This window comes from Hyphomicrobium sp. ghe19, from assembly GCF_902712875.1.
In the GTDB taxonomy this organism is placed as follows: domain Bacteria; phylum Pseudomonadota; class Alphaproteobacteria; order Rhizobiales; family Hyphomicrobiaceae; genus Hyphomicrobium_B.
In genome coordinates this window covers 4,184,231-4,199,768 of sequence record NZ_LR743509.1, presented here as the reverse complement: position 1 = coordinate 4,199,768, position 15,538 = coordinate 4,184,231, and the positions used below count along the sequence as shown (strand labels likewise).

Genomic DNA, 15,538 nt, shown 5'->3' with positions numbered 1-15,538 from the left:
TATGCCGCGCGTCGAATCCTCTCTTGTTTTCGCCCCATTACGACGGTGAGTGCGCCCCGTTTGTGAAGACAAGTAGTAAGGAGAGTTAAAATGCGATTGAGTTTAATCGCAGTGGCGATGTGTTTTGCTTGGTTTGCCGGAATGGCATCTGCGGAGGCCCGCCCTCAACACGGTTACAAAGGTGACCGATACGAGCGCTCCCATGCGCATTCGGCTGGCAAGCGCCAGTATTCGGCCCGCTACGCTCAGCGCGGTCGTTCTGCCCACCGTCAATCCTCATACCGAAAGTCTGGTTCCGGTTATGCGTCTCGTTACGGAACACGCCGTCATTATGCCAATAGCGGCAGCGGCCACCGGAAGTACGCTCAGCACCGCTCCTACAGCGGCCGCAAATATGCGTCGGCCGGTGGTGGCAGCGTAGGCGGCCGTCCGCGCGCCTGGTGCGGTTGGTGGATGCGCACGCAGTTGGGCGGCGGTCCAGAATACAATCTTGCTGCCAACTGGAAGCGCTACGGACGCGCGAGCGGACCGCAGGTCGGTGCCGTGGTCGTCTGGCCGCATCACGTCGGCATGATCACCGGACGCGCGTCCAACGGACAGTGGATCGTAAAATCCGGCAACGACGGAAACGCAGTGCGCGAGCGGGCGAGGTCAGTCGCCGGTGCCGTGTTCCGCGTCGGCTAAATGCAATATGAGCAGGTCGAGCAATCGGCCTGCTCATATTTGGCTGTTTAGACTGAACGCATGGGGATTGCCCATCCGATATCGGCGGCAAATGCATCGGCCGGATTGCCGGAATTGCGAGCTTATATCGGAAAAAAGATATGGCCGGTGATGCTTATCGCAATCGCCCGGCCATTGGATAGTGCCGTTTGGAGAGAAAGGGGCGCTTCGAGAGCGCCCGTTCGCCATTTGCATTTGCGTCCGAAGCCTGAGTGCCCAGTCCAGAGCTCCGGGACGCGAAATGGAATTAAGCGGCTTTCCGCTTAGCGACTTTCTTGACTGCCTTCTTGACGGTCTTCTTCGCAGGTGCTGCCTTCTTGGCAACGGGTTTCTTGCGCTTCGCGACTGCCTTAACGGTCTTAGCTGCCTTAGCCATAGTATTAATCTCCCTCTAGGATGTTCGAATCAGCTCGAACTTCACAAACATGAGCAAATTCGAGAGCTTTGTAGACGGAGAAGTTTGAAATCGCGGGCAAAAAGGCGTTTATTAACGCAAACTGTTGCGATAATGACTCAATTTTTCTTATTTTTCGACGTCTATTGGCCTTTAGACCGACTCGCGGGCTCGAATTACCGCGTTGCAAACATCTCGTTGTATCTGAATTGAGCCATTTCGAATTACTCAATTCGCGTTCTGACACCCAATCGCAATTACAATTCGGCCGCGCCTCTGAGACGCTTTTGGAAATCGAGCGCAGAGCGAATGTACGTCATTGGCTCGTCCAACAATTCGCCGACCCACGATTGATAATCCGGATCTTTCGGAATGATGTCGGCGATGACGGACCCGTCCTCGACCTTGATCTCTGCTCCGTAGTGACGCGCGATCGCTTGCATCTTCGCGTTATCGGGCAAGCACACGAGAATGAGGTGGCGCAGTCCGCGATTGCGTGCAGTGCGTATCACGCGACCCATCAACTGTGTAGCAATCCCGCGATCGACGAACGGCTTCTCCACTGAAAATGCAACCTCCGCACCGGGGCGATGCATGAGATCATCCGGACGCAATTCCGCGACAGCACGCAATTCGCCGTCGACGAAATAGCCGAACGTCACGTTGCCGAAATCGCCCGCATGCGACGCATATCGAGTGATGAATTCATCCGAAACATCGTGACTGAAACGGCGATGACGCGCCTCGGGGTCGAGCCGTTGCAAATGTTCGGCGAGTAGGTAGCTCTCGCTTGTCAGCAGTCGCCTGATGGCGCCAAGCCGGTCCGCGCTTGCTTCCGGGGCCTCTTTCAACATTATTCGTTCTCCTCGTGTCACGCCGCGCCGCCGCGCGCTAAGCGCTTGTAACCTCCCCTAAAATGGGACTTATTCTGTGTTGGGCGATAGAAAATGCTGCACAGCAGCAATGCGTTTTTAGGCGACGGGTGGCACAGAACCTTTGATTGCTCGGCGCTGAGCGAGGCGACGCAATTGGAGGGCGACATTCGGCGCACCCCAATTCGTCGCGGCGATCCGCTGTTGCATCTCACGGCTTCCGCCGACTACCGAGAACGATGACGATTGGGGGCCGGATGGCGACGATCACGGATGGATATAAGCGGCGGCTCGCCGAGCAAGAGATCGAGCCTGATGCTGCGCAGGCCGCACTCGCGATACGTCTCGACGATCTGGAAACTGAACTCGCGGCGTATCGGCCGAAGAACGGCATGCTGGCGAAAGTGTTCAGCAAACCGCCGGTGCCGCCGAAGGGCCTCTACATTTGGGGCTCGGTCGGCCGCGGCAAGACAATGCTGATGGACCTCTTTTTTGAGGAGACATCCTTCGAGCCGAAACGGCGTGCGCATTTCCACGAATTCATGGCCGACGTGCATGACCGCATCGGCGAAGCCCGAAAGACTGTCGACGGCGATCCAATTCCGCACGTCGCGGAAGGTATCGCAAAGGAAGCGCGGCTTCTGTGCTTCGATGAGATGCACGTCACCGATATCGCCGATGCCATGATCCTAGGCCGGTTGTTCGAAGCGCTCTTCGCAGCAGGCACCGTCGTCGTCGCGACGTCGAATGCGCGCCCATCGGAGCTTTACAAGAACGGTCTCAATCGCCAGCTTTTCCTTCCCTTTATATCGGCGCTGGAAAAGCGGCTCGATGTGGTCGAACTCGGCGCGAAGAAGGATTTCCGGCTCGATAAGCTTTCAGGCGCGACGCTTTACTTTCATCCCATCGATACCGCCGCCAAAGCCGCTCTCGATGCGCATTGGAAACGGCTGACCGGCAATCATCCCGGAAAACCGCAAACGCTGGATGTCAAAGGCCGCAAACTCCAGGTGCCGGTTGCGTCGATGGGCGTCGCCCGCTTTCAGTTCGCCGACCTTTGCGATCGGCCATTGGGCGCGAACGATTACATCCATATCGCCCACGCCTTCCACACCGTCATTATTGATGGGATCCCTTTGCTCACACCTGACCGGCGGGACGTCGCGCGCCGCTTCATCAATCTTGTCGACGCTCTCTATGATGGCCGGATCTGTCTCATCGCCTCTGCCGCGGCTGAGCCGTCCGCGCTTTACCCCAAGGGCGATGGCGCCGATCTCTTCCAGCGAACCGCGTCTCGGCTGACCGAAATGCGTTCGGAAGCCTATTTGGCGGGCCATTCCGGGGGCCGCACCCGCCACTGACAGCGCCTCGTGCCGGACCACATGTCGAGCCGCGTCGAAAGAAATCATCGCGCGCGACTGGATTTTGGGATGAAAGTTGCGGCTTGTGCTTGACGGACCGAGGAATTTGATTAGGCAGCAACCAACGTCGCGGGTTTGTCGGCAAACATAACTTTGGTCATCCCTGGGGGAGCAGCATGGCGCGCACCAAGATTGCACTGATCGGATCGGGACAGATTGGTGGCACGCTCGCCCTGCTGGCAGGCCTCAAGGAACTCGGCGACATCGTCATGACCGACATCATAGAAGGTGTCGCGAAGGGAAAAGCCCTCGATCTGGCGCAGACCGCCGCCGTCGAAGGATATAATGCCAAGCTTTCCGGCGCCGGCCCCGACGGCTACGCGGCAATCGCCGGAGCGGACGTTTGCATCGTCACCGCCGGCGTCCCCCGCAAGCCCGGCATGAGCCGCGACGATCTCCTCGGCATCAACCTGAAAGTGATGGAGCAGGTCGGCGCCGCGATCAAAACCCATGCTCCTAACGCCTTCGTCATCTGCATCACCAACCCGCTCGATGCCATGGTTTGGGCCCTCCAGAAATTCACCGGGCTCCCCACGAACAAAGTCGTCGGCATGGCAGGCGTGCTCGATAGCGCCCGCTTTTCTTGCTTCCTCGCCGAAGCGGCCGGCGTTTCGATCGAGGACGTTCGCGCCTTGACGCTCGGCGGCCACGGCGACGACATGGTGCCGATGATCCGCTACTCGACGATCGGCGGCGTTCCGCTTCCCGACTGCGTGAAGCTCGGCTTCTTCAGCCAGGAAAGCCTCGACGCGATGATCAAGCGTACGCGCGGCGGCGGCGGCGAGATTGTCGCCCTTCTGGGAACGGGCTCGGCATTCTACGCCCCGGCAGCTTCCGCCATCTCCATGGCCGAGAGCTATCTGAAGGACAAGAAGCGCATGCTGCCCTGCGCCGCCTATCTGAGCGGCGAATACGGCATCAAGGACACCTACGTCGGCGTTCCCGCCGTCATCGGAGCTGGCGGTATCGAGAAGATCGTCGAGCTTTCGATGGATGACGGCGAACAGGCGATGTTTGCGAAGTCGGTCGCTTCCGTGCAGGGCCTCATCGACGCTTGCAAGAAAATCAATCCGGTCCTCGCAAACTAAAAGGGTGGCGCAACCGTGCCGGCACGCCACCCTCAAGGAGATGAGATAAGAGTTTCGGCCTCAGCCGAACTTGAACATTTTCTTGAGGTTGTGCGAGAGCGCGCCGCGCTTCTCCTTGCGGGCGACGTCGGCTTCGCTTCTGAGCCACGTCATTTGAACAACGCGACGTTCGCCAACGAACGGCGTGTGCCCATGCCACGAAGAATCGGAGCGCCGGAAGGCGAAAACCGTGCCGGTGAGCGGGCTGATCTGCTCGACGTAATCCTCGAAGTCGTGATCGTTGCGCAGAACGCGCAGGCAACCGGCTCCGGTGCCGTCCCACTTATCGTTGAGATAGGTGAGCATCGTCGCGATCTTGGCTTCGCCGTCCGTGTGGATGCGTCCGTCCTTTGCAGCCGAGAGCTTGCGAATGGTGATCATCTTCGGCTTACCGACGAGATCGATATCGAGTTTCTCGGAGATGATCTTCGAAACTTCAGGGCTCTTCAGATCTGCGAGCAGCTTCTGGAAGGCGCCGTGGATTCCCTCTCCAATGTCGGACTCTGTCAGAAACCCCGGCTCCTTGAGATCGGGGAAATCCTTTTTCAGCGGCTCGATGGTCGACGGCTGGATGAAATTCTCGCCGACCAGGAAATTGAAGGGATCGCGGCCAGTGCGCGCGGCCTTCAGGCCGTCGATGTTGATGCAGGCAAATGTCATGGACGTTCCCCGTTATTGACTAAGCGAGTATCGGAACCGGGTTTACGGTTCTTGCGTGGCCAACTCAATATGCGGCCTGGGCGCACCCCGAAAATGCCGGGGCGCCGCGACCTTATCGTTGGGAATTTGGACAAAAAGCGGCACGCGCTGCCGCGATGCGCATGATGACGGAGATTTGTTCTGTGAGGGCAGGGTTATGAACATCCACGAATATCAGGCCAAAGAACTGTACCGGGAATATGGCGTGCCGACCCCGACCGGGTTTCCCGCATTTTCCGTGGAAGAGGCGGTCGAGGCCGCGAAAAAACTTCCCGGCCCCGTTTGGGTCGTCAAGGCCCAGATCCACGCCGGCGGCCGCGGTAAAGGTAAGTTCAAGCAGCCGTCGGCCGGGGACAAGGGCGGCGTCCGCCTCGCGAAGTCCCTGGAAGAGGTTGAGCAGTTCGCGAGCGAAATGCTCGGCAAGACGCTCGTGACCGTCCAGACCGGCCCTGCAGGCCGCGTCGTCAACCGGCTTTATATCGAAGACGGTTCCGCGATCGCGCGCGAGCTTTATCTCTCGGCGCTTGTCGACCGCGCGACGTCGCGCGTTGCTTTCATCGTCAGCGAAGCCGGCGGCATGAACATCGAGGACGTGGCCCACGACACGCCCGAAAAAATCCACACCCTCACCATCGACCCGGCGACCGGGTATCAACCGTTCCATGGCCGCAAGGTTGGCTTCGCGCTGGGCCTCAAGGGCGATCAGTTGAAAGCCTGTGGAAACCTTGTTGAAAACCTCTATCGGATGGTTGTCGAGAAGGACATGAGCCTCCTCGAGATCAATCCCCTCGTCGTCACGAAGGACGGCAAGCTCATCTGCCTCGATGGCAAGATGAACTTTGATTCAAATGCGCTCTACCGCCATCCCGAAATCGTCGCCCTGCGCGATCTCGGCGAGGAAGATCCGACCGAAATCGAAGCTTCGAAATACGATCTCGCCTTCGTCAAGCTGGACGGCAACATCGGCTGCCTCGTCAACGGCGCCGGTCTCGCCATGGCGACCATGGACATCATCAAGCTTTACGGTGCCGAGCCCGCGAACTTCCTCGATGTCGGCGGCGGCGCCTCGAAGGAAAAGGTTCAGGCGGCGTTCAAGATCATTCTGGCAGACGAGTCGGTCAAAGGGATCTTGGTCAACATTTTCGGGGGCATCATGCGTTGTGACATCATCGCGGAGGGCGTCGTCGCCGCCGCGCGCGAGATGGATATCAAAGTCCCGCTCGTCGTCCGGCTGGAAGGGACGAACGTGGATCTCGGCAAGAAAATTCTGAAGGAATCGGGCCTGAAAATCATACCTGCCGACGATCTCGCCGACGCCGCCAAGAAAATCACCGATCAGCTGAAGAACGCAGCTTAGCAGCGTCGCGCGATTGAAACTTCGTAAGCTTACGGGTTAATCAGCCGGTTCTACTTGCTGCACTGCAAAAAATGCGCAACATTTAGGCGTTGAGACACGCCTTCACGCGGGGTTGGAATGTCTATTCTTGTCGACCAGAATACCAAGGTCATTTGCCAGGGAATAACGGGAAGCCAAGGCACCTTCCATACGAAGCAGGCCCGGGCTTACGGCACCAAGATCGTCGGCGGCGTCACACCCGGTAAGGGCGGCTCCAAGCACCCCGACGCCGAACTCGCGGACGTTCCGCTTTTCGACAGCGTCGGCGAGGCTGTCGCCAAGACGGGTGCTACGGCAACGTCGATTTATGTTCCCCCGCCCTTCGCGGCTGACGCCATTCTCGAAGCCATCGACGCGGGCTTGCCGCTCATCGTGTGCATCACCGAAGGCATCCCCGTGATGGATATGGTTCGCGTCAAAAGGGCCCTCGATGGTTCGAAGTCGCGCCTCGTTGGCCCGAACTGTCCGGGCCTCCTGACGCCTGGCCAGTGCAAGATCGGCATCATGCCCGGCAACATTTTCCAGAAGGGCTCCGTGGGCATTGTATCGCGCTCCGGAACGCTCACATATGAGGCCGTGAAACAAACAACTGATGTTGGGCTCGGGCAGACGACCGCCGTCGGCATCGGCGGCGACCCCGTCAAGGGCACGGAATTCATCGACGTCCTCGACCTGTTCCTTTCCGACAACGACACGCAGTCGATCATTATGATCGGCGAAATCGGCGGTTCCGCTGAGGAAGACGCCGCTGAGTTCCTGATGCGCGAAGCGCAGAAGGGACGCAAAAAGCCGATGGCAGGTTTCATCGCTGGCGTGACGGCGCCCCCTGGGCGGCGCATGGGTCATGCCGGGGCAATCATTTCGGGCGGCAAGGGTAAGGCAGAGGACAAGCTTGAGGCGATGAAAGCCGCAGGCATCGCCATCGCGCCGAGCCCCGCCGCTCTAGGTCGTACTCTTGTTGAAGTCTTGCGAGCGTAGCCTCCGCCAGAACGAATAGGCCGAACGACCGGCGGCACGCATTATCCGGTCTTGTCCGCGTCATCCAGAGCATGAAGGCGATGCTTCTGGAGTATGAATAAGGACGAATTTCATGGCACGAAATGGCCAAAACGAAGCTTTTCTACGCACCTCCTTTTTGAGCGCTGCCAACGCGCCCTACATCGAAGATATGCAGGCTGAATACGAGCGCAATCCGGGCGCCGTCAGCGATGAATGGCGAAGGTTTTTCGAAAGCATCAAAGAGCCCCCGTCCGCAATCCCGGCGTCCGGAGGACCGGCCTGGGCGCCACCATTGTCGGCGCTTCTGAATGAGAATGGATCGGATCGCGATCTCGTTGGTGCACTGACGGGCGACTACGGCGAAGCCGAGCGCACCATTCGCGATAAGATCGAACGCCGCGCGCAGATCGCCGGTTTCGAGATGACGCCGGCAGCGTCCCTCCGTGCGACGCAGGATTCCATTCGCGCCCTGATGCTGATCCGCGCCTATCGCGTGATCGGCCATCTGGCAGCAGACCTCGATCCGCTCGGTCTCGCAGATCGCCGCGCCCATCGCGAACTGATGCCGGAAACCTACGGATTTACCGAAGCCGATCTCGATCGCCCCATTTTCATCGACCGCGTGATGGGACTCGAAACGGCAACGATGCGCCAGATCGTTACGATCCTGCGGCGGACCTACTGCCGGAAAATTGGCGTCCAGTTCACCCACATCACCGACCCGACGCAAAAAGGCTGGATCCAGGAGCGTATCGAAGGCGCGGAGAAAGACATTCGCTTCACGCCCGAGGGCCGCAAGGCCATTCTGCGAAAGCTGATCGAGACCGAAACCTTCGAGAAATTCTGCGACCTCAAATATACTGGCACGAAGCGCTTTGGCCTCGACGGCGCGGAATCGATCATTCCCGCGCTCGAGCAGATCATCAAGCGCGGCGGCCATTTGGGCGTTCGGGAAATTGCGATGGGCATGGCCCACCGCGGCCGTCTCAACGTGCTCGCGAACGTGATGTCGAAGCCGCTCCGCGCCATCTTCAAGGAGTTCAAGGGCGGGTCGTTCAAACCCGACGACGTCGAAGGGTCGGGCGATGTGAAGTACCACCTCGGCGCGTCGTCCGATCGCATGTTCGACGGTAACACCGTTCACCTGTCGCTGACGGCTAATCCCTCGCATCTCGAAATCGTCGATCCGGTCGTGCTCGGCAAAGTCCGCGCGAAGCAGGACCAGGCAGGCTGCCCAAGCGGCGATCGCACGCGGGTCATGCCCCTTCTCATTCACGGCGACGCCGCGTTCGCAGGCCAAGGTGTGGTCGCCGAATGCTTCGGCCTCTCGGGTCTCCGGGGCCATCGGACCGGCGGATCCATTCACTTCATCATCAACAATCAGATCGGCTTTACGACCGCGCCGCATCACTCGCGGTCATCGCCCTATTGTTCGGATGTGGCGCTGATGATCGAAGCGCCAATCTTCCACGTCAACGGCGACAGTCCCGAGGCCGTCGTCCACGTCGCGAAAATCGCGACCGAGTTCCGCCAGCGCTTCCAGAAGCCCGTCGTCATCGACATGTTCTGCTATCGCCGTCACGGTCACAACGAGACGGACGAGCCGATGTTCACGCAGCCGGCGATGTACAAGCGCATCAAATCGCACCCGACGGTCGTCGACATCTATTCGAAAGAACTCATGGATGAGGGTGTGATGACCCCCGCCGAGTTCACCGAGATGAAGGCGACGGTCCGCGCCAACCTCGACAAGGAGTTCAGTTTCTCCGACGGCTATAAGCCCAACAAGGCCGACTGGCTCGACGGACGCTGGTCCGGCATCACCCGCCCCGATAGCGATGATTGGCGCGGCAACACGGGCATCGCGCTCGATACGCTGAAAGATATCGGGCATCGCATCACCACGATCCCGAACGATTTCCACATCCACAAGACGGCCGGCAAGCTGCTCGAGCGCCGTCGCGAGATGATCGATACGGGCCAGGGCATCGACTGGGCGATGGCCGAGCACATGGCGTTCGCGTCGCTTTTGATGGAGGGCTTCCGCGTCCGCCTGTCCGGCCAGGATTGCGAACGTGGCACCTTCTCGCAGCGTCACGCCGTTTTCATCGACCAGGAAAACGAGCGCCGGTTTTCTCCGTTGAAGCACCTCTCGACCAATCAGGCGAGCTTCGAAATCGTCAACTCGATGTTGTCGGAAGAAGCGGTTCTAGGCTTCGAATACGGCTATTCCCTCGCCGAACCGAATGCGCTGACACTTTGGGAAGCGCAATTCGGCGACTTCGCGAACGGTGCGCAGGTCATCTTCGACCAGTTCCTGTCATCGGGTGAGCGCAAGTGGCTGCGTATGTCCGGATTGGTATGCCTGTTGCCGCACGGCTATGAGGGCCAGGGACCGGAGCACTCCTCGGCACGCCTCGAGCGCTATCTGCAGCTTTCCGCCGAAGACAATTGGCAGGTCGCCAACTGCACGACGCCCGCAAACTACTTCCATATTCTGCGCCGGCAGTTGCATCGCAATTTCCGCAAACCCTTGATTCTGATGACGCCGAAGTCGCTGCTGCGCCACAAGCGCGTCGCCTCCAAGATCGAGGATTTCGGCCCGAACGCGAGTTTCCACCGCTTGCTGTGGGACGACGCCGAACGCGGCACCTCGACCGTCAAGCTCAAGCCCGACAACGAGATCAAGCGCGTCGTCATCTGTACCGGCAAGGTCTATTATGACCTTCTCGACGCGCGCGACGCGCAAGGCCGTGACGACGTCTATATTCTTCGCGTCGAACAGCTTTATCCGTTTGCGGCACGCGCATTTATCCAGGAACTCGGCCGCTTCAAGTTCGCCGAGATCGTCTGGTGTCAGGAGGAGCCCAAAAATATGGGTGCCTGGTACTTCATGGATGCGAATATCGAGTGGGTTCTGAACCACCTGGGATATATACATCGCCGTCCGCGGTATGCAGGACGGCCCGCATCCGCGTCCACCGCGACTGGATTACTTTCGCAGCATATCAAGGAGCAGACCGCGCTCGTCGCCGACGCGCTCGGAACTTAGGAAGGCTGAGAGGCTCAGATGTCGATCGAGATTCGCGTCCCCGCGCTCGGAGAAAGCGTAACGGAAGCGACTGTGGGCAAATGGTTCAAGAAGCAAGGCGATACCGTCAACGCGGACGAGCCGCTCGTCGAGCTTGAAACCGACAAGGTGACGCTTGAAGTCCCGGCGCCCTCCTCAGGAGTGCTCGGCGAAATTCTCGTTCAATCCGGATCGACAGTCGCCGTGGGATCGCTGCTCGCCGCATTGAGCGAAGGCGGCGCCAAGTCTCAAACGCAAAAGACCGCGGCGAAACCTCAGCCCGCGCAGTCGGCTCCCGAGCGCGAGACGGAAAAGCCGGCTCCTCCCGCAGCCGCAAGTGCTCCTCCTCCGCCACCCCCGGCAGCGCAGAAGGCGCTGACCGAAGCCGGCCTCGAAGCCTCGGAAATACGTGGCTCGGGAAGGCGCGGGCAAATCCTGAAAGAGGATGTCGTCAACGCCACCGCATCGGCGCCGAGACCGGCCGCGCCTCCGCCGGTGCATGAGGTTCTAAGCTCCGCGCCCGCGACGAACGTTGTTGCGATTCAAACCACGCCGACGCTGAAGGCCGTGCCGCAGGAAACGCGGCTTCCCTCGCCCGGCAACGACGCGACACGCGAAGAACGCGTCAAGATGACGAGGCTGCGCCAGACCATCGCCCGCCGCCTCAAGGATGCGCAGAATACCGCTGCGATGCTGACGACGTTCAACGATGTCGACATGAGCGCCGTGATGGCGCTCCGCTCGCAATACAAAGACATTTTCGAGAAGCGCCACGGCGTGAAGCTCGGCTTCATGGGACTGTTCGTCAAAGCTTGCATCCAGGCGCTGCGCGACGTCCCGGCTGTCAACGCCGAGATCGACGGCGACGATCTGATCTACAAGAATTATTACCATATCGGTGTCGCTGTCGGGACGGAGAAAGGCCTCGTCGTTCCCGTCGTGCGCGATGCCGATCGCATGAGCCTCGCTGAGATCGAGCAGCGCATCAATGAGTTCGGCAAGCGGGCAAGAGACGGCAAGCTGTCGATCGAGGACATGCAGGGCGGCACATTCACGATCTCGAACGGCGGCGTCTACGGATCGCTGATGTCGACACCGATTTTGAATGCGCCGCAGGCCGGCATTCTCGGCATGCATCGCATAGAGGAACGCCCCGTCGTCCGCGCCGGCCAGGTGGTCATCCGGCCGATGATGTACCTAGCGCTCTCCTACGATCACCGCATCGTCGACGGCAAAGAAGCCGTGACCTTCCTTGTTCGCGTCAAGGAATGCCTTGAGGATCCGCAGCGCTTCATCCTGGAGCTTTAAGGGATGGCAGCGCAGTACGATCTCATCGTTATCGGCACCGGTCCTGGCGGATACGTCTGCGCAATCCGCGCCGCGCAGCTCGGGATGAAGGTTGCCGTCGTCGAAAAGCGGGCGACGTTCGGCGGCACCTGCTTGAACGTCGGCTGTATTCCGTCGAAGGCCCTGCTCCACGCCTCGCATTCCTATGACGAGACGAAGCATGGCTTCGCATCGATGGGCATCAACACCGACGCGACGCTCGACCTCGCGAAGATGCAGGCGTTCAAACGCGAAGGCGTTAAAGGCAACGTCGACGGTGTCGCCTATCTGCTGAAGAAGAACAAGATCGACAGCGTTTTCGGCACCGGCCGCATCGTCAAATCGGGTCAGGTCGCCGTCACGTCGCCAAGCGGCGAGACGCAGACGCTCGAGACGAAATGGATCGTGATCGCGACGGGCTCCGACGTGACGCGGCTTCCCGGCATCGAGATCGACGAAAAGCGCGTGGTCTCATCAACCGGCGCACTCGACTTCATAACCGTGCCGAAAAAGCTGCTCGTCGTCGGCGCCGGGGTCATCGGGCTTGAACTCGGCTCCGTTTGGCGGCGTCTCGGCTCGGAAGTCCTCGTCATCGAATATTTGAACCGCATTTTGCCCGGCATGGACGCCGAAATCGGCCGGTCGTTCCAGCGCATCCTCGAAAAGCAGGGGATTGCATTCCGTCTGTCGAGCAAGGTCTCAGCAGTCGAAACGACGGACACGGGCGTGACGGCGAAGGTCGAACCTGCGGAAGGCGGCGTTGCCGAATCCGTCGAGGCCGATGCCGTGCTCGTTGCCGTCGGCCGCGTGCCCTTCACCGAGGGACTGGGCCTCGCTGAAGCCGGTATCGCGCTCGATCCAAAAAAGCGCGTTCTGGTCGATGGCCATTATCAAACGAACGTCACGGGCGTCTTCGCCATCGGCGACGTCATCGCCGGTCCCATGCTGGCGCACAAAGCGGAAGACGAAGGCGTTGCCGTCGCGGAAATCATCGCCGGCCAGGCAGGGCACGTGAATTACGATGTGATCCCGAACGTCATCTATACGAGCCCCGAGGTCGCGAGCGTCGGCAAGACCGAAGAGGAACTGAAGGCCGCGGGGATCGCCTACAACGTCGGCAAGTTCCCGTTCACCGCGAACGGCCGCGCTAAAGCGATCCATATGACCGACGGCTTCGTGAAAATCCTTGCAGATGCCAAGACCGATCGCGTTCTCGGCGTCCACATCATCGGCGCCAATGCTGGCGAGCTGATCGCGGAAGCTTGCGTTCTGATGGAGTTCAGCGGCTCGGCGGAAGATCTGGCCCGCACCTGCCACGCGCATCCGACGTTCTCGGAAGCGGTCAAGGAAGCGGCGCTCGCCGTGGCAAAGCGCGCCATCCACTTCTGACGCACTACTCGATCGGCGTGACGGTGTAGCCCGACTCGCGCAGCAACGTGACAAGCCCGGTCGGGCCGGGGAGATGCAGCGCGCCGATCGCGACGAAGGCATTGCCCTTCTCAAGCAGCGGTAACGCCGCGTCGCGCATCCCTGCGTTGCGGTCGATCAGCAACGCCTTCTTGAACCCATCGAAAACGTCCGGAGACGCTCCGCTTTTGGCCGCAAGCGCCAATTGGAATGGCATCGCGGCACCGATCTGCCGCTTCACGTACATCTGCACCATCGTTTCCATCATGTCGTCGGCACGGTCGATGGTGTCGAGTTCGACTTTCAAAATCGCCACTTGCTGATCGTCGGGAATGGACGCAAGCGCACGAAGCTGGCCCTCAATCGTCTCCAATCCCGTAACGGAGATGCCGGCTTTCTTGGCCTCTGCCGCAACGCGGAGATCTAGAACGACCTTGCCGGAAGCGATCTGCTTGCGCTCGCAATCGGACGTCGCGAGCAGCATGCTGACGAGCCAGGGCTTCATCATCGCCGCCAAGTTCCCCGGCATGCCGGATTTGACGACGACTCGCTCAACCTTATTGTAGTCGTCTGCCGAAAGCGCGCTCTTCAGAGAGCCCCCGTCTGTATAGACAATGAGCCCGGCAGCTTTCGCCATTGCCGCCGCCACGGCTTCCGGAGATAGATCTGCAACCTCAAGCGCCACCGACTTCGAATGCGCGATGGCGTCGATCGCTGCTGCTGGAAGTTCGGTGATGCGCGGATCGCTGAGGTGCATCGTCCCGAACAAATAGGATGCCGGAACGCCGGGCTTTTCGACTTTCCAAAGCATGGCCTCGGCGTTGGACGTCGCTTTGCTCTCCGCCATGATCTTATCGTAGAGCGCGGGCTGCTTGACCTGCATCTCGGCGAGCATGTCGGTGCCCTGACATCGTGCGGGCGCGTCCTCCGCAGCGACGGGTCCTGCAACGAATGCGAGAGCAAAAACCGCCAGAGCATAAAGCGAACGGCGGCCAAACCTCAGTCGGCGGGAAGACGTCATGGCGATACTCATGAACAAGTCGGAGCGGCCTTCAACTGCGAGACGCTCTCGGATGGGCCTGATCGTACACCGTCAGCAAGCGCGCCCGGTCCACTTCCGTATAGACTTGCGTCGTCGACAGCGAGGCGTGACCCAAAAGCTCCTGAATTTGGCGTAAATCCGCGCCTGCCGAAAGCAGGTGCGTCGCGAAGGAGTGCCGCAGCGCATGCGGCGTCGCCGTGTCCGGCAACTGAAGTTCGTAACGCAACTTCTCCATCGCGAGCTGGATGAGGCGCGGCGACAACGGTCCGCCCCGAGCCCCGCGAAAGAGCGGCTTGTCCGGTTCAAGAGGATACGGACAAAGCCTCATATATTTGGAAATCGCCTCGGAGACGACGGCGAGCGCTGGGACCAGCCGCTCCTTACCGCCCTTGCCTGTCACGTGCATGATATCGCGCCCATCGATCGGCGCGGTGCGTGGCATGAGGCTCAAGGCTTCGCTGATGCGCAGCCCCGATCCATAGAGCAACAGCATGACCGCGACATCGCGGGCTGTGATCCAGTCTCTGGCGTCGCCACCATCGTGCTCGATCAGCGAGGCTGCACCCTGAACGGTCAGAGGCTTCGGAATGGAATGCGGGATCTTCGGCGCGGCGACTTGCAAGATCGCGCGGTTTTTCAGAGTTTCCTCGCGTTCCAGCCAGCGGAACAATGTGCGCAGCGCCGATAGCGACCGGGCGAGCGACCGCGACGTCACGCCTGCCTTACGACGCCCGGCGAGGAAAGCCCGTATCGTCTTCGCGTCCAGCTGTTCGAGATCGCTGAGACACGGCGGATGACCAAGTTTCGTTTTGAGGAATGCGAGGAACTGGCGAGCATCGCGCTCATAGGCTTCGCGCGTCGCAGCACTTTGCCCGCGCTCCACGACCAGATGATCGAGCCACGCCACGATGACGCTCTTGAGATCGTCGCTGAGCGGCAGCTCGGCGTCTCCGGCAAATACGTCGTCCAGCGATTGCGCCAATGGCTGTTCCCCATGCCGGTGTTCGGCACATGCTTCCGAACGTTACCCGCGTTGGTTAATCAAACGTTAACGCGATGCTT

At 60.1% G+C, this 15,538-nt stretch carries 13 protein-coding genes; 8 read left to right on the top strand and 5 right to left on the bottom strand.

Going from position 1 to position 15,538, the window contains the following annotated elements:
* Nucleotides 1–90: 90 nt before the first annotated feature.
* The gene (locus AACL53_RS19885) at nt 91–684 is read left to right on the top strand and encodes a hypothetical protein (RefSeq protein WP_339086326.1); all 594 of its coding nucleotides are present in this window, start codon (nt 91–93) and stop codon (nt 682–684) included.
* 286 nt (nt 685–970) lie between these two features.
* On the opposite strand, the gene AACL53_RS19880 is transcribed toward AACL53_RS19885, so the two are convergent.
* On the bottom strand, nt 971–1,099 hold the full coding sequence (locus AACL53_RS19880; protein WP_339086324.1) for a hypothetical protein: 129 nt from the start codon (nt 1,097–1,099) through the stop codon (nt 971–973).
* Nucleotides 1,100–1,374: 275 nt separating this feature from the next.
* Entirely contained in the window at nt 1,375–1,971 is a 597-nt protein-coding gene (locus AACL53_RS19875) for a GNAT family N-acetyltransferase (RefSeq protein WP_339086322.1), read from the bottom strand.
* 275 nt (nt 1,972–2,246) lie between these two features.
* On the opposite strand from AACL53_RS19875, the gene zapE reads away from it, so the two are divergent.
* Both zapE and mdh read left to right on the top strand, forming a co-directional pair.
* Nucleotides 2,247–3,350 carry a cell division protein ZapE gene (zapE, locus tag AACL53_RS19870; RefSeq protein WP_339086321.1) on the top strand — a complete coding sequence of 368 codons (1,104 nt, stop codon included), beginning with the start codon at nt 2,247–2,249 and terminating at the stop codon, nt 3,348–3,350.
* A 176-nt stretch (nt 3,351–3,526) separates the two neighbouring features.
* Complete coding sequence (gene mdh / locus AACL53_RS19865; protein WP_339086320.1) at nt 3,527–4,498, top strand: malate dehydrogenase; 972 nt, start codon at nt 3,527–3,529, stop codon at nt 4,496–4,498.
* Nucleotides 4,499–4,558: 60 nt separating this feature from the next.
* Here the strand turns inward: mdh and AACL53_RS19860 are convergent, their stop codons facing one another.
* Nucleotides 4,559–5,197, bottom strand: coding sequence for a 2OG-Fe(II) oxygenase (locus tag AACL53_RS19860; protein ID WP_339086318.1), 639 nt, complete (start codon nt 5,195–5,197; stop codon nt 4,559–4,561).
* A gap of 196 nt (nt 5,198–5,393) precedes the next feature.
* On the opposite strand from AACL53_RS19860, the gene sucC reads away from it, so the two are divergent.
* From sucC to lpdA, 5 genes are all read left to right on the top strand, one after another.
* The gene (sucC, locus tag AACL53_RS19855; RefSeq protein WP_339086317.1) at nt 5,394–6,593 is read left to right on the top strand and encodes an ADP-forming succinate--CoA ligase subunit beta; all 1,200 of its coding nucleotides are present in this window, start codon (nt 5,394–5,396) and stop codon (nt 6,591–6,593) included.
* 117 nt (nt 6,594–6,710) lie between these two features.
* Nucleotides 6,711–7,610 (top strand): succinate--CoA ligase subunit alpha, encoded by a 900-nt coding sequence (gene sucD, locus AACL53_RS19850; RefSeq protein WP_339086316.1) that lies wholly within the window; start codon nt 6,711–6,713, stop codon nt 7,608–7,610.
* Nucleotides 7,611–7,722: 112 nt separating this feature from the next.
* Nucleotides 7,723–10,683: a 2-oxoglutarate dehydrogenase E1 component gene (locus AACL53_RS19845; protein ID WP_339086315.1), complete on the top strand. Its 2,961-nt coding sequence runs from the start codon at nt 7,723–7,725 to the stop codon at nt 10,681–10,683.
* Between the two features lie 18 nt (nt 10,684–10,701).
* Nucleotides 10,702–12,009: a 2-oxoglutarate dehydrogenase complex dihydrolipoyllysine-residue succinyltransferase gene (gene odhB, locus AACL53_RS19840; RefSeq protein ID WP_339086313.1), complete on the top strand. Its 1,308-nt coding sequence runs from the start codon at nt 10,702–10,704 to the stop codon at nt 12,007–12,009.
* A gap of 3 nt (nt 12,010–12,012) precedes the next feature.
* The gene (gene lpdA / locus AACL53_RS19835) at nt 12,013–13,416 is read left to right on the top strand and encodes a dihydrolipoyl dehydrogenase (protein WP_339086312.1); all 1,404 of its coding nucleotides are present in this window, start codon (nt 12,013–12,015) and stop codon (nt 13,414–13,416) included.
* A gap of 4 nt (nt 13,417–13,420) precedes the next feature.
* On the opposite strand, the gene AACL53_RS19830 is transcribed toward lpdA, so the two are convergent.
* Both AACL53_RS19830 and AACL53_RS19825 read right to left on the bottom strand, forming a co-directional pair.
* On the bottom strand, nt 13,421–14,455 hold the full coding sequence (locus AACL53_RS19830) for a TraB/GumN family protein (RefSeq protein WP_339086311.1): 1,035 nt from the start codon (nt 14,453–14,455) through the stop codon (nt 13,421–13,423).
* A 31-nt stretch (nt 14,456–14,486) separates the two neighbouring features.
* Nucleotides 14,487–15,458, bottom strand: coding sequence for a tyrosine recombinase XerC (locus AACL53_RS19825; protein ID WP_339086309.1), 972 nt, complete (start codon nt 15,456–15,458; stop codon nt 14,487–14,489).
* Nucleotides 15,459–15,538 lie beyond the last annotated feature (80 nt).